Genomic DNA, 16,908 nt, shown 5'->3' with positions numbered 1-16,908 from the left:
CTTCTTTATATTGACAGATGAAGAAAAAAAGTATTTAATAAGTGTATACTTAAAGCAAATTAAAGGGGAGTAGCTGTACATTTAAAGTCGTCATTACGAGATCAATTCTCCGGCTTTATATGGCAACGACCGTTGTTAGCGAGACCTTTACCATTAGTAGGTAAAGGTCTCGTTTTTTTGTGCTTTTTTACTAATGTGTTGATTGCGGTGAGTAATCGTCCGTATCCCTTCACTTTAAGTCTTAGGGGTCGCAAAAAGAGAAGGGAACCGGGCATAAGGTTCGTTAAACCATCAAGTGGGGAAAACCCGGCATTGATGGAAGTCTCACTATAGAAGAGGAGTTAATGTATTATGGGTTCAGAGTTATTGTTAGAATATTTATGGGTCTTGCTGGTACTTATTGGCTTAGAGGGTTTATTAGCAGCTGATAATGCTCTAGTATTAGCAATTATGGTCCGACATCTTCCAGAAAAACAGCGCAAGAGAGCATTGTTCTATGGACTTGCAGGGGCATTTGTTTTTAGGTTTGCTTCGTTATTTGTTATATCGTTCCTTGTAGATTTTTGGCAAGTACAGGCTTTAGGTGCAGCCTACTTATTGTTTATTTCGATAAAGAACTTATATGATCGATTTAAAAAGAAAGAAGAACCTGAAGAAGAGTTAGAGATAGCTGAAGATGCAAAAGAATCTGTAGCTGCATTAGCAAATAAAGAACCTGAGCAAGCATCGAAGAAAGAATTTTGGCTAACTGTAGTAAAAGTAGAATTTGCAGACTTGGCATTTGCGGTCGATTCTATATTAGCAGCAGTAGCTTTAGCGGTGGCATTACCTGCTACTGGTTTAGGTAATATCGGTAGCTTAGATACTGGTCAATTTATGGTAGTATTTGCAGGTGGTATGATCGGATTAATTATCATGCGATTCGCTGCAAATATATTTGTCGGTATCCTTCATAAACGTCCTGCACTCGAAGTGGCTGCATTTTTAATCGTTGGATGGGTTGGTGTAAAACTAGCTGTTCTTGTGATGGCAAATCCAGATATTGGCTGGATTCCAGAACACTTCCCGCATTCCACAGGTTGGAAGTTGAGCTTCTATGTTATACTTGTTGCAATTGCAGTTGTTGGTTGGTTTGCTTCCAGTCCGAAGAAGAATCAAGAAAAAGGACAGTCTTAATGGAAGATGGCCGGTGAGTCTCCGGATGCTTATGCATCGCGGAAGTCTCCGTATATTTCTTACTTTTATTCTTATAATATTCGTCTTTTGATCAGAACGTTTTGTTATACTAGGTGTGAATAATCTAGAGGGGGACTAACTTTGGTACAACATCATTTTCATTTGAAAGCGGAATGGCCAGGTGGTAGAAATAGCCAAGGAACGATTGATGCAGGAAATTTAAAAACAAAAATCTCGATTCCGACTGAAATGGATGGACCAGGGATTGGTACTAATCCAGATGAAATGTTATTAGGAGCGGCTGCTACTTGCTATGTGATTACACTGGCTGCATTGATTGAACGCGCCGAACTACCTTTAAGTAAAATGTATCTAGAATCAGAAGGTATTGTGGATGTGACCAATGGTGTATTTACGTATGAGAAAATCATTCATAAACCTTTCGTTAATTTAAAAGAAGAGGCAAATGACAAGCAATGGAAACATGTACGAAAACTAGTCGAAAAAGCAGAAACTTCTTGCATGATTTCCAGAGCAATTCAAGGCAATGTACAAATAGAATTACAACCAACATTCGGTAAATAAAATCTATATTAAGCCCCGAACCGCTCTAATAAAAAAAGAGTATGGTTCGGGTTTTTTAATCTTTCATCTATAAGTTATACGGTTTATCCACGTACTAAGCGAAGCATCTTTTTCATATCTTGCTGCTCATGCATATCATGATAGTTTGCAAAAGGGCAACCAATCTCATGTACCCGATTTACAACATTACCAATTGTAAAAAAGGTAGGATCTAAATCCTCAACTACTTCATTCCAATATAGTGGTGTAGATACTGTACCTTCTTTCGTCATTCTTGGTGAATAGGGTGCAATAAGTGTTTTATCTTTACCATGTTGGACATAGTCAATATAGAGTCGATTATTCCGGTTCTTTTTCATCCGTTCGGTCGTAAAATCGTTTGGATATGACCTTTCTAGCGTTTTAGCAATGGCTTCTGTGAATAGGAATGTCTCGTCATAAGTCATACTACCTTCTCGTATCGGAATATATACTTGCAGTCCTTTGTTTCCTGATGTTTTTACGAACGATACGAGTTCTAATTCATCTAATATTTGCTTTAGGAGATTTGCAGCATGAACTGCTAAATTGAAATGCTCACGATCAGGTGGATCTAAATCAAAGGCAATTTCTACAGGTGTAACATGGCCAATCCGTTGAAAAGGGATATGATATTCAATCGAACCATGATTTGCTAACCAGACGATGCTTTTTAAATGATTACATACAATATAGTTCTCTTGAGAAGAAGTTGATGATAAATAGTCTGGGGCATAGTCTGGGAGGTTCTTTTGAAAAAAGGACTCCTCTGTTATTCCATCTGGACAACGAATGATGGTTAATGCTTTTTGACGTAGAAAAGGTAACATCCAGGTTGATATTTCACGAATGTATATTAACAAATCCTTTTTGGTATAATTATTTGGCCATAGGTACTTATCTGTATTGGATACCTCTATAGAATGAGGGAGTTGAGCCAAGTCTAATTGTAATTTTTCCAATGTGCATTCTGTATAGGGTATATCTGCTGTAATCTGTTTAAATTCAGGTTCACGTAGCTCATGATCATATAAATCTAATGTATGGATGGTACTCGTAATTGCTGGAGGTAGATAGTATATACCATCCAGGAAGTCACCTTGATCTTGAAAAAGCCTTTGTACAGTTTGAGAAGTATCTTTTGCTAGGCCGTGTTTACACTTCCCGATATGAATAGGCTGATTATTCTTCAGTACACTAACTGTAAAATAGCCATTACTTGGGTTATAAGCTGTTAGAATTCCGTGTATTAATCGCCAATTTTTAATTTTAAACCAATCGTTATGTTGCTTTCCTTTTTGGTAAGTGCTTTTTTTCTTTTTGGCGACAATGCCTTCAGCCTTGGCTGCATATACAATTTCATTAACGTTTGAGATAGAGGTGAATGATTCCACACATCTAATCATTTCATTTTCAGTCAGTTCTTGCATGAGTTGATAAAGGTATTTCTTTCGTAAAGATAGATTGCTTTGGTGTAATTTTTTTCCTTTGAGTTCTGTTAAATCAAACACCATAAATGTTGCAGGTCTTAGATTTGCGCTTTTTTTAATTCGATCGCTATTTTGTAATCTTCCACGGTTTTGTATTTGAGCGAAATTCGCTTGATACCGGTGATTTAATATTACTAGTTCGCCATCTAATTCTAACGGTAATTTATTTTTGAAGTATTTGTAGTTATTTTCGCACCATTGAATAACTTCAGGAAAATTTTTTGTGATATCATGATTATTTTTACTGATTAAAGTTATTTTATTTGTGACAGACCATACTAATTTACATCGAAATCCATCATATTTCACCTCATATAACCACTCATCTCCAGCTGGAATTTCTGTACTTGCTATCGGCTTCATCCATTCCATATAATCACCTCATTAATAGGGTGTCTGATTTTATTGTTTTTACTATTCCATTCGTATAAAAAACAGAGAGAATTGCAAACTAACTTCAAGGAGGGAACGGAATGCATACAATGTGGAAGGGAACTATTAGTTTTGGTTTAGTTAATATTCCAGTGAAGATGCACGCGGCGACAGAAAACAAAGATATAAGACTTCGTCAACTGCACAAAAAATGTAAAACACCAATTAAATATGAGAAGGTTTGTCCCAACTGTGAAGAAGATGTATCCAATGATGATCTAGTAAAAGCATATGAATATGCCAAGAATAAATTTGTTGTGTTGGACGATGATGAATTGGAAGCTTTAAAGAAAGAGCAAGAAGATAAAGCAGTAGAAATTATTGACTTTGTTCAGTTAAAGGACATTGATCCCATATACTTTGAAAAAAGTTATTATTTATCCCCAAATGAAGGTGGGTCAAAGGCATATGCTCTATTAAGAGAAGCTTTATTAGATTCTGGAAAGATTGGTATAGCAAAAATGATGATACGTTCTAAAGAACAATTAGCGATCATTCGTGTATATGAAAGTGCAATTGTTGTAGAAACCATTCACTATCCAGATGAAGTTCGAGCCGTGGCAGATGTGCCGAATGTTCCTGAGCAAGCAGAAGTAGGAAAAAAAGAACTGGATACAGCTAAATTATTAATTGATCAATTAACAACAGAATTTGAGCCTGAAAAGTATACCGATGATTATCGAACAGCTCTATTAGAATTAATAGAAGCGAAGAAAAATAATGAAGAAATAGAAATCGGTGGAGAACCAAAAACGACTCCGGATAATGTAACGAACTTAATGGATGCGTTGCAGGAATCGTTAGATCGGGCGAAAAAGGACAAGCCAAAACCGAAACAACCGAAGAAAAAAACAACTGCAAAGAAGAAAAAAGCAACATCATAAAGTCTCTAGTTTTCGATTCTAGGGACTTTTATACTTAGATAGAAAAAACATCCTATCTCTTGTATATCGTATATGTAACATTAAAATTCCCCATTGAATGAAGTACACTTTACGGCAAATTTACTGTATTTCTATTACATTTTTGCTCTACACTTACAAATTGATTACAGAATGATGAAATCTGGGCTTTTGATATGATTTTTTTTTGAAAAACGGGTAAAGTGGATAATGCAACAATAATTCTGGAATACAACAAGAGGGATGAATATGGAACGTAATGCTTTCTTTGATAATGCGAAAGCTTTATTAATTTTCTTGGTTGTTTTTGGTCATATGATTCAACCTTTTACAAATGAATACGCAGGAATTAACACTTTGTATTTATGGATTTATACGTTTCACATGCCAGCATTTATACTATTATCTGGATTCTTTGCTAAAGGTTCCGGAAATGCAGGATATGTTTGGAAATTAGCAAAGAAATTAATTGTACCGTATTTGATTTTTCAAATTTTATATACTATCTATTATTTCTATATTGGTAAACCAGATTGGCAAACGGGTATGTTTCACCCTCATTGGTCTTTATGGTTCTTATTTAGCTTATTCAGCTGGCATATTTTATTAATCGTGTTTAAGAAAATCCCTGCATTTTACAGTATTTCATTAGCAGTACTAATAGGTGTGGTAGTAGGGTACTTTGGTGAGATTGGCCACACATTTAGTTTATCACGTACATTTGTGTTTTTCCCATTTTTCTTAATCGGATATTGGGTAACAGAAAAACAAATGATGAGTATAAAGAGAAATGCCGTAAAAGGAGTTTCATTAGTTGTGATGACCGTACTAGCAATTGCCATTTTCTATATGCCAGAATTTAACTCTGGATGGCTATTAGCTTCCAAATCTTATGGAGATCTAGGAATGGAGCAATATGGAGGTATTGCAAGATTGCTTGTGTATGTTACAGCAGCTATTATGGTGGTGAGTGTGTTAGCTTGGATACCGAAGCGGAATTTCGGATGGTTGACAAAACTAGGTACAAGAACATTATATGTATATTTACTTCATGGTTTTATCGTACAGTTTTTACGTCAATATGATATATTATCGGTAAATAACATACTAGACTTTATCGGTATTGCTGGTATTTCGGCAATGATTGTTATTCTATTGTCTAGTAAGCCGGTATTAACTGTGTCACAGCCATTAATAGAAGGTAAGATGTCTATAATTCGAAATATATTTAATAACCAACGAAGTGGAACATCTTCTTAAAATAGTGAAAGATTTACAGTAATAATACTTCAGTGGAATTAAAAAAGAACTCAAAGATTTTATATCTCTGAGTTCTTTTTTTTAATGTACGTATTCTCTTAAAAGATAATATGAGCGATTAATGTAATGACCGGTAGAGTAATGATTGTACGTAATAAGAAAATAATCATTAAATCTTTAAATGAAACAGGTACTTTGGATCCTAGTAATAAGCCACCAACTTCAGATAAATAAATTAATTGTGTTACTGATAATGCAGCAATAATAAATCGAGTGATTTCAGCTTCCACACCTGATATAAAGATAGCTGGCAAGAACATATCTGCAAAACCAACCAACAATGTTTCAGAAGCTTCTTGTGCATATGGTATTTGCATAAGCTCGAGTAACGGAACGAATGGTGCACCAATCCATTGGAAGAATGGAGTATATTCTGCGATCACAACAGCAACCGTCCCGATAGCCATAACGACAGGAGCGACGCCCATCCACATATCAAGGATATTTTGACCACTTTCCTTTAATATTTTAGATAAGCTGCTTTCCTTTCTTGCTCTTTCAATTGCATTCTTATATCCATAACTAATTAAAGATTCCCCTTCTGGGATAGACTCATCTAATTCTTTATTGGCATCTGTAACATACGTATTAGCTTTTCTAGATAGAGGTGGAATTCTAGGCATGATTAGTGCTGCTACAATCCCAGCAATAATAATCGTTAAGTAGAACGGCAAGAATAGTCTCTCCAAATCAACTTCTTGTAGCACAACAAGTGTAAATGTAATAGAAACTACAGAGAATGTTGTACCAATAACCGCAGCTTCGCGTTTCGTATAGTTACCTTGCTCGTATTGCTTACTGGTTAATAAAACTCCAATCGTTCCATCACCTACCCAAGACGCAAGTGCATCAATAGAAGAACGTCCAGGTAGACGGAATAAAGGACGCATAATTTTTGTCATTAATGTTCCAAAGAATTCAAGTAAGCCAAAATTCGTCAGCAGTGGTAAAAGTAATCCTGCGAATAAAAACACCGCAAACAAAACATGCAAGAGGGAATGTAATAACATTCCGCCAGTATTCTCACTGTAGATTGCTTCTGGTCCGATTTCGAAAAATACCATTACTGCAATAATTGCAGCAATTACACGTGTAATTGTCCAGAACATGCTTGTGTAGAATAATTGCTTTAAGAAAGGCTTGTGATTAAAAGCATCCTCACCTAAAAATTTTGCAATAACTGTAGAAATAGCAGTTATAATTATAATAACCATCATTATTGCAGAAAGGCTATTTGCCAATAGAATTTGTACCCAATTTGCGAGTAAAGCAATTGGAATTGTCATATCACCATCAACGGTAATAGGAATCATAAAGAAGAAAATACCAATCAAAGAAGGTATAATGAACTTCAAATGATCGCTAAAAGAATATGATTTCAAAGTATTGACCCCCAAAAATATATTTATATAAAAGTATTATAGTAGATTGTACTGACTGCATAATTATACATTATTGAGAAATTATATTCAATCATTTTTTTAGTATGCTTAGTAATTTCATTAAGCACATATTATATGCATGAAATACGGATGTTGCTCTTTAGGAGTTGTCGTATTTCATCCCAGTCATTCCCAATATCTCCTATAATTTATTTATATCACTAATAAATTGTTTTATAATTAGAACTTGGGAATAATGAAATTGAGTCATGTTAATAAATGGATTAAAACTATTAAATTCGGGAATATAATAAATGTAATGAATATTAATTTAGTAATTTCGCTAAAATAATTTACGATATGGTAGTTCATTCACTATAATAGAAATAATACATGGAGATATTTTTTCTCCAAACACATCTTGGAAAGTGAATGTTTCATTGAAGGGGGTGTAATATATGAGTGATTATTTACGAAAAGGTTTCTTACTTGGCCTAGGAGCTGCTGTAAGCGGTAAAGAGAAGTTTGATAAGAAACTGAAAGAACTCGTTGAGAAAAACGAACTGACACAAGAGCAAGCGAAAACCGTCATGGACAACTTTATTGAAAAAGGCGGTATGAAGAAAGAAGAGTGGGATGCGAAACAACATAAACAAACTCAACAGCTTGCAAAGGATTATGGAATTGCGACCGTAGAAGATATTCAAGAAATTCGTGCAAGACTAACAGAATTAGAGGACAAGTTAAGTGATAAATAGGCACTTTTTTAATGGGCTTGGGAACATAAAAAGTTTAGCTTAAATACTTTTGCCCAAGCTCTCTTTCTTTACATTTATTCTGTAAGGGGCCGTAATTTCCGAACTTCCAGACTATGAGCTGTAGTTAAAGAGAAGATCTGAGGAGTCAACTTCATGTAAGTGCCGGATAATCTCCAAGGGACTTTAGGTCATGCTTTTGTGGTAACAATAACAATATTCAGTGATGTTACAGAATGAAGATGCATTTTCAAAATGAAAACTGTAAATTCAGTAAATTATCAATTTGCTATTGATTGTGATAGTTTTAACGAGTATAATTGTTTATAGTTAGTAGCACGTATAGGGGGAGTTGTCGGTATGCAAAGCTTTTTTCAAATTTGTAATGATACTACTGAAAAGCTTGGAAGAAGATTGCAAGATGAGGAAATAAGATTTTTGCAATGGATGTATGAACGCTATACGGTGGAACAATTAGAAGAAGAGCTGAAATCAAAAGAAGGTCATTTATATACAATGAATTCGTGATAGAGGGGCATCGGACATTCCGAAACCCTTTTTTATTTTGGGCTATAAGTAAAAATCGTTAATATAGATTTGTATAAAATCAATAGCTTTCATGCTATAATTCTCATGAAAGAGTTAATGAAGGAGAGAGCGTTATGTCGGTTTCCAATGAAACCATCATTAATAAAATGATAACAGAATTAGAAGCAGCGAAGCGTGAAGCTAACAACCACTCACAATTGAAAAAAAGAATAGAACATGTCCGTATTTTAAGTGAGTTATTTGATGAAACACGTACTCCGAATAAAGGAGCGACAGTTTCTTCCATTACAACACCACAAATTAAACAAGTTTCAGATGTGGAATCGCAATTTACGGATGCAGAAATAAAGGCAATGCTTGGAGATACTTCAAAATCAATCGGGGTAAACAAGAAGAAATCGGTTGAGGACGATGAAGCGAATGGGAACTCATTATTTGATTTTTAACATCGGAGGGAAACTAAAATGAAGCTATTTTTAATAATTGGAGCTATACTAGGATTCTTAGCAGTTGCTTTAGGTGCATTTGGTGCACATGGGTTAGAAGGAAGACTTTCTGAGAAAGCACTGAACAACTGGGGGAAAGCAGTAGATTATCAAATGTTCCACACCATAGCTATAATCGCTGTCGCATTACTTTTAGCAAGATTTGAAGGAAGCGGATTACTCACAACTAGTGGTTGGATGTTTCTTGTGGGGATTATTTTGTTTTCGGGAAGTTTATATGTTTATTCCTTCACGAGTATAACTACCTTTGCGATGATTACACCAATCGGAGGACTTGCATTCCTTATTGGGTGGGTGTTACTTGGTGTTGCAGGCATGAGACTTTTATAACTGAAAGAACATAGATGTGATTAACAAAAATAATACGAATGCTCGGATAGCTTGTTTCATAGCTTCTGATTGACGTCTTGTTTGCATTAATATTATTGCATCACAAACAATGCTTAAAACAAGCAAATACACAGCAAAAAACAAAAGAATTACCCATCCTGTAATTAAAGCTGTAATACCAGAAAGAAAAGAAAGTACTAACCCAATAACTTCCATTTGAATAAATTTTTGATATGGATGTCTCATAGTTGGTGCACCTCGCTAACAAATGGATAAAGGATGACCCGATTAATTTGTTAAGGTCATCCTTTTTATATGGTTTCGCCTACTATCTTGGATTATAAGTAGATAATTGTTGACCATATGGGTATGAGTAATTAATTTCGTTATCAAATGTAACGTAATCAAGATAAACCATTAATAATAAAAATCTGCGTTCTGATCCTTCTTCTCGAATTAAAATATGATCTCTTCCTGCTTCTTCAATATAGCCACGAAACTCTGTCTGTTGTGCGCTATTTTCAAAAGTCATATAAAAAGTTCCAAGCTCACCTCTGTTCATACGTAAGATATTTTCGATAAACGATTGTTGAGCTGGTAGACCTCCCGTACCACCGGTTTGTGGTGGTTGCTGTTGTGGCTGTTGTTGTCCCCCCTGTTGATTACCTTGATTGAACTGCCTTGTTGGGTATACTGGATAAAATGCAGGTGAAGTGTTTGGATAATAGTAGTATGGTTGTTGAGATTGTGGTTGTTGATACGGATAATTTTGATAATTGGATTGGTTTTCATTTTCACTCATGAATAATCCCTCCTAAACTGTAAAATAACTTTTTAGTGAACCAATATAAGCTCGCTTAACGATATACTTCTGGACACTCCGCAGCAGTAGGCGCAAAAAAACAATGTGCCTTAAATCTACCGACGTTCCACTGTCCGAACCATTGTTCGGGGCATGCGCCTTCAGGCATAAAAAACCATAACGAATTTGAGGCAGGATGTTGCCTCTCTCCTTGTATCACCCTTCGAGCAAGACGTATTTCAGATTGACGTGCTCTTTGATAAAAATAACCTTTCTGTGTTGCTTCAAAGCCTCCAGGACTTTGATAAACCATATCGGTTATAGATCGAATGTTTGGGAAATCTAAACAACTTGCAATTACCCGATTGATACCAGTGTTTCCAACCATTAACATTCCTAAGTCGCCATCACCTTCAGCTTCAGCACGCATGAGGCGGGCAAGTAATTCTACTTCTGCCTCATTATGTTTCACAATGGCCATAGAGATACCTCATTTCCATATTTCTCATCTAAGATGTCAATCTCAATATTTATTTTTATGCCTGTATTTTGGATAAAATGACAATAAAAAAAGACTTTCCATCAAAAAGATAAAAAGCCTCTTGCATAATTTTATATAGACAATTGGATAGAAAGTTCTTCTTTTTCTAAGAAGTTTCCTACAATAAAGTCGCCAAACTCAGCATATTTGGTTGTTACTTCATCAAAACGCATTTCATAAACAATTTTTTTGAATTGAAGTGGGTCATGTGCAAATAATGTTACTCCCCATTCCCATTCATCTAATCCAATGGAACCTGTAATAATTTCCTTCACTTTTCCTGCATATTTTCTACCAGTCATTCCGTGCTCATATAGAAGTTTTGTACGTTCTTCTTTTTCAATTTCAAACCAGTTTGCACCTGGATCACGACGACGAGCCATTGGATAGAAGCAAGCATGCTCCCATTTAGGCATAATCGGTTTTAAGCGATCCTTAACATATGGAGAAAGCTCACGATCTTCTCCCGCTTTCATTGGATCATGCATCGTCATTTCAATAATCGAAACGTAGGAATAACCTGGAATTAGGAAATCTCCAAGTTTTGTCTTATTAATTTCAGTCTTGATTTGCTCTAATTCTTCGAAGCTTTCGCGTAAGAAAATAAACATAAAGTCTGCTTTGTTACCAACTACTTTATATACTCCATGACTTCCTTGCTTTTCTTCTTCTACAGCTTCCCATTTAGAAATGAGCTGTTGGAATTCATCAATAGCTGCTTGTCTTTCTTCCTTAGAAATTAATTTCCAAGATGTCCAATCAAATTGACGTGTATCATGTAATGCTGACCAACCGTCAACAGTAACTACAGCCTCTGCCATATTTAACAACTCCTTATATAAAAAATACATGTTCTGCTTTTACTATAGCATAAGTAGGGTACTCTAATCATATCAAACAGGCTCAAAATCATCTTGAAAGCATCTATTGTCAATTGTTTGTCAAAAATTAAGAATTCATACTATGCGCTTCACTTTATTTGTTTACTGTGATAGTTTATCATGAGAAAGTATTCACAAGTTTGTAAGGCTACAAGGAGGCATACATTATGGGATTATTCGAACAATTAGCTGAAAAAGTAACAGCTGCTGATAAAAAAATTGTCTTTCCAGAAGGATTAGATGAACGTATATTAACTGCAGCAAGTCGTTTAGCAGAAGAAGGGATTATGACACCAATCTTAATCGGTAATATACAAGATGTGAAAGCGAAGGCAAAGGCTCTTGATGTGTCGATAGATAGTTGTGATGTTATTGATCCAAATAACTACGATGGTTTTAATGAAATGGTTACAGCATTTGTTGAAAGAAGAAAAGGAAAAGCAACCGAAGAAGATGCAAAGAAAATTCTTATTGATGAAAACTATTTTGGAACCATGCTTGTATATATGAATAAAGCAGATGGATTAGTTAGTGGTGCAGCTCATTCTACTGCGGATACAGTACGTCCAGCATTACAAATCATCAAAACAAAAGAAGGCGTAAAGAAAACTTCTGGCGTATTCATTATGGTTCGTGATGAAGAGAAGTATGTATTTGCAGACTGTGCAATTAACATAACACCAGATAGTAATGACCTTGCAGAAATTGCTGTAGAAAGTGCGAAAACAGGGACTTTATTTGATGTGGATCCTAAAGTTGCAATGTTAAGCTTCTCTACGAAAGGTTCTGCAAAATCTCCAGAAACTGAGAAAGTATCTGAAGCATTAGAAATTGCTAAAGAAAAAAATCCATCTCTAGTAATTGATGGAGAATTCCAATTTGATGCTGCATTTGTACCAAGTGTAGCAGAGAAAAAAGCTCCAGATTCCGTTTTAAAAGGTAATGCAAATGTATTTGTTTTCCCAAGCTTAGAAGCAGGAAACATCGGCTACAAGATTGCACAACGTTTAGGTGGATTTGAAGCGGTAGGACCCATTCTTCAAGGATTGAACCGTCCGGTAAATGACCTTTCACGTGGATGCAGCGCTGAAGATGTGTATAATTTAGCGTTAATTACTGCAGCACAAGCAGTGGGAGAATAATATAATAAAAAAAGAAGCTGAGACATTTTTCATTTAATTGATTTCTTTGTCTCAGCTCCTTTTTTAATAAAAATACTATGATTTATTCATTTTTCTTATATAAACGATTTGTCCAATATGATAGGCAATATGCGTGATTGCGTTTCCTAATAGTTCTCCCCGCTTTGCGTCTACCAGAAAGTTAATTAATGAACAGGACAGGTTAGAGTTATCCTTAAATAATTTCTGCCAATGTAAAAGTATCCCGAGTAATTCATTTCGAAATTCGTTAAACGAGATTTTATCAGGCAATGAGAAAGTTTCTGCATTTTCCTTTACTGTTTGAATCGAATTAAAATCAGAATGCTTGTATCTGATTTGCCATGTTCTGTTTCAATAAATAAGGTGTTGAACAATCTCAGCGACACTATGGCTATTTGTATCCGGCTTCCAAAAAGCCTCCTTTTCATTAATACCATCTGTTGCTTCTATGAATGATATGTTGTACCTACTTGGGTCATTTGCGTTAGTCAGAGGTCTAAAGTTACTTCCTTTAACTCTATTAATAAGCATACCTCCCAGAATTTTATATCCATAATTATATTTCAAGGGGGAGGAAAGGTATTTCCTCTAAAGTAGAAATGATTTGTGAATATTAATTAGTCTGATTACGTTTCACCATTTGCTTATAACGTTTTTCAAAATTCATTTTTTCCTCTTCTTGAAAAGGCATTTCAACAATTTTATCCGTTAGCTTCTTCAACGTATGGATCACACGTTTTTTAACATCATTTACAGTTAATGTAATTCCTAGTAATTCAGAGAGAGAGCCCATTACTTTTGGATCTACATCAGGATATGTAAAGGTAGTTTCTTTATTTTTCTTCCCTTTTGTATAAAATTTCTGTATCAATTCTGCTCGTTGGGTGCTATTGCCTTCCACATCTAAATATATTTGAACGGAAATACCATTTTTAACTCGACGTTGAGAAATTCCAGCAAATTTTCTACCTTTAATGCTTAGATCATAATCACCAGGGCAGTAAGACCCAACAATTTCATATGCTTTAATTTCATCAGTAAGATCATGAAACATGGCCTGTACGAAGCGTACCATAGCCTCGTAGCAATCATAGATAGATAAGTTCTTTCCTCCAGGAATAATCAGTGAAATATTCAATACCCCTTCATCTAAAGCTACTGCAAGTCCTCCGGAATTACGTACCACAGCCTGATAATTATTTTTTTCAATAAATTGCATACCTTCATCAATAAAAGGTAATCGTGAATCTGGTATGCCAAGTACGATAGTATTTGGATGTACCCATAAACGAATAACTGGAGGTGAGGTTTCTTCACTTACAGAAATAGCTAACGCATCGTCTACAGCAAAGGAAGTTAATGCCGTATTGGGTTTTCCTTCTATTTCTGTGTGCACAGAATGATCTATATATCGAAATGATTGATGACGGATAATATCTTTCCAGTTTTTCATAATTTCCTCCTTGTGCTTTCATCCTCTGTCTAACTATAATATAATATACTAAAATCGTCGAAAAAGATCGGATGGAGACATAGATATGGAATATAAAGACCAACAGCTAACAGAAGAGAAGGTATTTAAAGATCCTGTTCACCGATATATTCATGTTCGAGATCGGGTAATATGGGATTTAATTGCTGCTCCCGAGTTTCAGAGACTTCGTCGGGTAAAACAATTAGGAACGACAAATTTAACTTTTCATGGAGCGGAACATAGTAGATTTAATCATTCATTAGGTGTATACGAAATTGTTCGACGTATCATGATGAATTTTCAAGATCGAGTGAACTGGGATAATGAAGATCGGTTGTTATGTTTATGTGCTGCCTTGCTACATGATTTAGGGCATGGGCCATTTTCTCATTCTTTTGAAAAAGTATTTAAACTTGATCACGAGAAATTTACGCAACGTATTATTTTAGAAGATACGACTGTTAATCAAATCTTAAATAAGGTATCTCCGAATTTTGCACAGAAAGTTGCAGACGTAATTGCAAAAACGTATTCGGATAAGCTTGTCGTAAGCCTGATCTCCAGTCAAATTGATGCGGACAGAATGGATTACTTACAAAGAGATGCATATTTTACTGGGGTCAGCTATGGCCATTTTGACATGGAAAGAATTCTAAGGGTAATGCGTCCGATGGATGACCAGGTTGTCATTAAATCTACTGGAATGCATGCCGTAGAAGACTATATTATGAGTCGTTATCAGATGTACTGGCAAGTGTATTTTCATCCGGTAACAAGAAGTGCAGAAGTGATTCTATCGAAAATCTTCCAACGTGCAAAGTATTTATATGAAAATGATTCGTATACTTTTAAATTAAAACCAACACATTTTATCTCATTCTTTAGTGGAACAGTAGATTTACAAGACTATTTAAAAATAGACGAGATGATTGTCTATTATTATTTCCAATTATGGCAAGAAGAAAACGATGAGATTTTAGCAGATTTATGTGAAAGGTTTATAAATAGAAGACTATTTAAATATGTTGAATACAATCCAGATCCACAGATAAATGCAGGAATGGAATTATATCAATTATTTAAAGAGGCAGGAATTAATCCAGACTATTATCTTGTTGTGGATTCCTCGTCGGATTTACCTTATGATTTTTATCGTCCTGGGGAAGAGGAAGAACGGTTACCAATTCATTTATTGATGCCGGATGGCGGTCTGAAAGAACTATCTCGGCATTCTGATATAGTAGAATCTATATCAGGGAAAAAACGGACGGATCATAAGTTATATTTTCCAAAGGATCGCATTCAAGAAATCAAAGATGAAAGTTTAAAACAACGCATTGTCGATATTTTGTACAGATAAGGAGTGAAGAGGTTTGTTAGATAACCACGCTAAACTACTACAGTTCTTTTCAGTAGCTAATCAAGTTACTGGTCGTAAAAAATTACAAAAAATGATTTATATATTGCAGCAATGTGAAGTTCCTTTTGAAGAAAAATACGAGTTCCATTTTTATGGCCCATATTCAGAAGAACTGACACTTCGTGTAGAAGAACTCTGCAATTTAGGGTTTGTGGAGGAGCAAAAAGAAGAGAAAAGTAGCTATCATCAATATCATTATACAATTACTGATAAAGGGGAATCCTTTTTAACACAATTTGAAATGGACATGCCCGATATAGGTGAGATGATTACGTTATTACAAGAAAAAAGTTCACGATTTCTTGAGTTAATGTCTACCATGTTTTTCTTTTGTCATTCTTCAAAAGAAGAAATTATAAAAAAAGTACATACAGTAAAGCCAAAGCAAAAGTATACAGATGAAGAAATCAAAGAAGCTTTTCAATTAATGGATGAGTTAACGAACAAAAACAAATCGAGTTACTAAAAAACTACAGATGAACGTGCTACAATAGCACCAATAGTAATTAATTAGGAGGTTACCACATGAGTTCAGATCAATCTTCCAACAAAAAAAAGAATAATTTTACGATCATAAAAGATGATTCTACAGATGGCCATGGAGGTTATGGTGCTGGGACGATTAGTTTAGAAAATATGTCATCTATCATTGTCGATCCAAATGAAGATAAGGCCTATGTAGATATGGCTGCGATGCATGCTAGAAGTGACGTTGAACGTAGAGTGAAATGGATCAATGATAGAGAAGAAGTGCAAGGTGGCAAATTATACTGGATAGTATGGGTCACGGTAGACAAAAACGAAAATGGACCTTATTATGCTGGAGTAGCAGGAAGTGAAATTCGTGTGAATCGGGAAATCAAGCGTGCATATAAATCAATGGCGGAACATGTGAAGCATATGGAAAAATCATTGAAAGGTCATATTATTGTTGAACATATGGATGATCATTCGAAGAAGCTACTAGGTGACTTCCTTCGTGACTACAAACCAGAGTTATGGGAAAATTCTACAGAGGAATTAACACGACAATTATTTTAGTAATTAAATGTTACGATTTTGTGAATGAATGAAGAACTTAACAAGAAAATCTTGTACTTTTTGTCAAAAATTTGTAAACTATTGAATACATGGGCTCACTCATGTTTACTAGGACAAAAAAACAGCCAGCTATCGAGATCC

General features: G+C 35.0%; 19 protein-coding genes and 1 pseudogene. 12 read left to right on the top strand and 8 right to left on the bottom strand.

From position 1 onward, the window contains the following. Positions 1–351: 351 nt before the first annotated feature. A complete protein-coding gene (locus AQ616_RS00615; protein ID WP_017798255.1) occupies positions 352–1,176 on the top strand; it encodes a TerC family protein in 825 nt (274 codons plus the stop codon). A gap of 141 nt (positions 1,177–1,317) precedes the next feature. After that, positions 1,318–1,761 (top strand): OsmC family protein, encoded by a 444-nt coding sequence (locus AQ616_RS00610; RefSeq protein WP_069684765.1) that lies wholly within the window; start codon positions 1,318–1,320, stop codon positions 1,759–1,761. Between the two features lie 83 nt (positions 1,762–1,844). On the opposite strand, the gene AQ616_RS00605 is transcribed toward AQ616_RS00610, so the two are convergent. Then, entirely contained in the window at positions 1,845–3,641 is a 1,797-nt protein-coding gene (locus AQ616_RS00605) for a DNA ligase D (RefSeq protein ID WP_069684764.1), read from the bottom strand. A 101-nt stretch (positions 3,642–3,742) separates the two neighbouring features. Here AQ616_RS00605 and ku point away from each other — a divergent pair, with 101 nt between their 5' ends. Together ku and AQ616_RS00595 are read left to right on the top strand one after the other, a co-directional pair. After that, entirely contained in the window at positions 3,743–4,585 is an 843-nt protein-coding gene (ku, locus tag AQ616_RS00600; protein WP_017798252.1) for a non-homologous end joining protein Ku, read from the top strand. 267 nt (positions 4,586–4,852) lie between these two features. Further along, entirely contained in the window at positions 4,853–5,863 is a 1,011-nt protein-coding gene (locus AQ616_RS00595) for an acyltransferase family protein (RefSeq protein WP_069684763.1), read from the top strand. A 98-nt stretch (positions 5,864–5,961) separates the two neighbouring features. Here the strand turns inward: AQ616_RS00595 and AQ616_RS00590 are convergent, their stop codons facing one another. After that, on the bottom strand, positions 5,962–7,305 hold the full coding sequence (locus AQ616_RS00590) for a YjiH family protein (RefSeq protein WP_069684762.1): 1,344 nt from the start codon (positions 7,303–7,305) through the stop codon (positions 5,962–5,964). 458 nt (positions 7,306–7,763) lie between these two features. Between AQ616_RS00590 and AQ616_RS00585 the strand changes: the two genes are divergently transcribed. The 4 genes from AQ616_RS00585 to AQ616_RS00575 all read left to right on the top strand — a co-directional run bounded on the left by AQ616_RS00585 (position 7,764) and on the right by AQ616_RS00575 (position 9,445). Next, complete coding sequence (locus tag AQ616_RS00585; protein ID WP_017798249.1) at positions 7,764–8,063, top strand: phasin family protein; 300 nt, start codon at positions 7,764–7,766, stop codon at positions 8,061–8,063. A 357-nt stretch (positions 8,064–8,420) separates the two neighbouring features. Next, positions 8,421–8,588: a hypothetical protein gene (locus AQ616_RS19495; protein WP_017798248.1), complete on the top strand. Its 168-nt coding sequence runs from the start codon at positions 8,421–8,423 to the stop codon at positions 8,586–8,588. A gap of 134 nt (positions 8,589–8,722) precedes the next feature. Further along, positions 8,723–9,055 carry a YwdI family protein gene (locus AQ616_RS00580; protein ID WP_069684761.1) on the top strand — a complete coding sequence of 111 codons (333 nt, stop codon included), beginning with the start codon at positions 8,723–8,725 and terminating at the stop codon, positions 9,053–9,055. An 18-nt stretch (positions 9,056–9,073) separates the two neighbouring features. Beyond that, positions 9,074–9,445, top strand: coding sequence for a DUF423 domain-containing protein (locus AQ616_RS00575; protein ID WP_017798246.1), 372 nt, complete (start codon positions 9,074–9,076; stop codon positions 9,443–9,445). Here the strand turns inward: AQ616_RS00575 and AQ616_RS00570 are convergent. The 4 genes from AQ616_RS00570 to hemQ all read right to left on the bottom strand — a co-directional run bounded on the left by AQ616_RS00570 (position 9,440) and on the right by hemQ (position 11,609). Continuing rightward, entirely contained in the window at positions 9,440–9,691 is a 252-nt protein-coding gene (locus AQ616_RS00570) for a hypothetical protein (protein ID WP_069684760.1), read from the bottom strand. The genes AQ616_RS00575 and AQ616_RS00570 overlap by 6 nt on opposite strands. A gap of 82 nt (positions 9,692–9,773) precedes the next feature. Beyond that, a complete protein-coding gene (gene gerQ, locus AQ616_RS00565; RefSeq protein ID WP_017798244.1) occupies positions 9,774–10,247 on the bottom strand; it encodes a spore coat protein GerQ in 474 nt (157 codons plus the stop codon). 55 nt (positions 10,248–10,302) lie between these two features. Further along, on the bottom strand, positions 10,303–10,728 hold the full coding sequence (locus tag AQ616_RS00560) for a cell wall hydrolase (protein WP_017798243.1): 426 nt from the start codon (positions 10,726–10,728) through the stop codon (positions 10,303–10,305). Positions 10,729–10,859: 131 nt separating this feature from the next. Beyond that, positions 10,860–11,609 (bottom strand): hydrogen peroxide-dependent heme synthase, encoded by a 750-nt coding sequence (gene hemQ / locus AQ616_RS00555; protein WP_069684759.1) that lies wholly within the window; start codon positions 11,607–11,609, stop codon positions 10,860–10,862. 227 nt (positions 11,610–11,836) lie between these two features. Between hemQ and pta the strand changes: the two genes are divergently transcribed. Continuing rightward, the gene (pta, locus tag AQ616_RS00550; protein WP_017798241.1) at positions 11,837–12,811 is read left to right on the top strand and encodes a phosphate acetyltransferase; all 975 of its coding nucleotides are present in this window, start codon (positions 11,837–11,839) and stop codon (positions 12,809–12,811) included. A 75-nt stretch (positions 12,812–12,886) separates the two neighbouring features. Here the strand turns inward: pta and AQ616_RS20165 are convergent. Together AQ616_RS20165 and AQ616_RS00540 are read right to left on the bottom strand one after the other, a co-directional pair. Continuing rightward, a pseudogene (locus AQ616_RS20165) lies at positions 12,887–13,363 on the bottom strand (DinB family protein). 82 nt (positions 13,364–13,445) lie between these two features. Beyond that, positions 13,446–14,285, bottom strand: a complete 840-nt coding sequence (locus tag AQ616_RS00540; protein WP_069684758.1) for a lipoate--protein ligase family protein — start codon at positions 14,283–14,285, stop codon at positions 13,446–13,448. Positions 14,286–14,370: 85 nt separating this feature from the next. On the opposite strand from AQ616_RS00540, the gene AQ616_RS00535 reads away from it, so the two are divergent. Genes AQ616_RS00535 through AQ616_RS00525 form a run of 3 tightly spaced genes read left to right on the top strand, consistent with a single transcriptional unit; the run spans position 14,371 to position 16,767 of the window. Next, positions 14,371–15,666, top strand: coding sequence for an HD domain-containing protein (locus AQ616_RS00535; protein WP_069684757.1), 1,296 nt, complete (start codon positions 14,371–14,373; stop codon positions 15,664–15,666). Positions 15,667–15,679: 13 nt separating this feature from the next. After that, positions 15,680–16,192, top strand: coding sequence for a YwgA family protein (locus AQ616_RS00530; RefSeq protein ID WP_017798237.1), 513 nt, complete (start codon positions 15,680–15,682; stop codon positions 16,190–16,192). Positions 16,193–16,251: 59 nt separating this feature from the next. After that, entirely contained in the window at positions 16,252–16,767 is a 516-nt protein-coding gene (locus AQ616_RS00525) for a YwhD family protein (RefSeq protein WP_017798236.1), read from the top strand. The last annotated feature ends 141 nt before the right edge of the window (positions 16,768–16,908 follow it).

The sequence above is a fragment of the Oceanobacillus sp. E9 genome, from assembly GCF_001741975.1.
GTDB lineage: Bacteria > Bacillota > Bacilli > Bacillales > Amphibacillaceae > Oceanobacillus > Oceanobacillus kimchii.
Note: the sequence above shows the minus strand (reverse complement) of the source record. Positions and strands in the feature narration are given on the sequence as shown.

Bases quoted from the DNA above. Each gene is read 5' to 3' on its own strand.
- AQ616_RS00615 (WP_017798255.1), top strand. From the start codon at position 352: ATGGGTTCAGAGTTATTGTTAGAATATTTATGGGTCTTGCTGGTACTT.
- AQ616_RS00605 (WP_069684764.1), bottom strand. From the start codon at position 3,641: ATGGAATGGATGAAGCCGATAGCAAGTACAGAAATTCCAGCTGGAGAT.
- ku (WP_017798252.1), top strand. From the start codon at position 3,743: ATGCATACAATGTGGAAGGGAACTATTAGTTTTGGTTTAGTTAATATT.
- AQ616_RS00595 (WP_069684763.1), top strand. From the start codon at position 4,853: ATGGAACGTAATGCTTTCTTTGATAATGCGAAAGCTTTATTAATTTTC.
- AQ616_RS00585 (WP_017798249.1), top strand. From the start codon at position 7,764: ATGAGTGATTATTTACGAAAAGGTTTCTTACTTGGCCTAGGAGCTGCT.
- AQ616_RS19495 (WP_017798248.1), top strand. From the start codon at position 8,421: ATGCAAAGCTTTTTTCAAATTTGTAATGATACTACTGAAAAGCTTGGA.
- AQ616_RS00580 (WP_069684761.1), top strand. From the start codon at position 8,723: ATGTCGGTTTCCAATGAAACCATCATTAATAAAATGATAACAGAATTA.
- AQ616_RS00575 (WP_017798246.1), top strand. From the start codon at position 9,074: ATGAAGCTATTTTTAATAATTGGAGCTATACTAGGATTCTTAGCAGTT.
- AQ616_RS00570 (WP_069684760.1), bottom strand. From the start codon at position 9,691: ATGAGACATCCATATCAAAAATTTATTCAAATGGAAGTTATTGGGTTA.
- gerQ (WP_017798244.1), bottom strand. From the start codon at position 10,247: ATGAGTGAAAATGAAAACCAATCCAATTATCAAAATTATCCGTATCAA.
- AQ616_RS00560 (WP_017798243.1), bottom strand. From the start codon at position 10,728: ATGGCCATTGTGAAACATAATGAGGCAGAAGTAGAATTACTTGCCCGC.
- hemQ (WP_069684759.1), bottom strand. From the start codon at position 11,609: ATGGCAGAGGCTGTAGTTACTGTTGACGGTTGGTCAGCATTACATGAT.
- pta (WP_017798241.1), top strand. From the start codon at position 11,837: ATGGGATTATTCGAACAATTAGCTGAAAAAGTAACAGCTGCTGATAAA.
- AQ616_RS00540 (WP_069684758.1), bottom strand. From the start codon at position 14,285: ATGAAAAACTGGAAAGATATTATCCGTCATCAATCATTTCGATATATA.
- AQ616_RS00535 (WP_069684757.1), top strand. From the start codon at position 14,371: ATGGAATATAAAGACCAACAGCTAACAGAAGAGAAGGTATTTAAAGAT.
- AQ616_RS00525 (WP_017798236.1), top strand. From the start codon at position 16,252: ATGAGTTCAGATCAATCTTCCAACAAAAAAAAGAATAATTTTACGATC.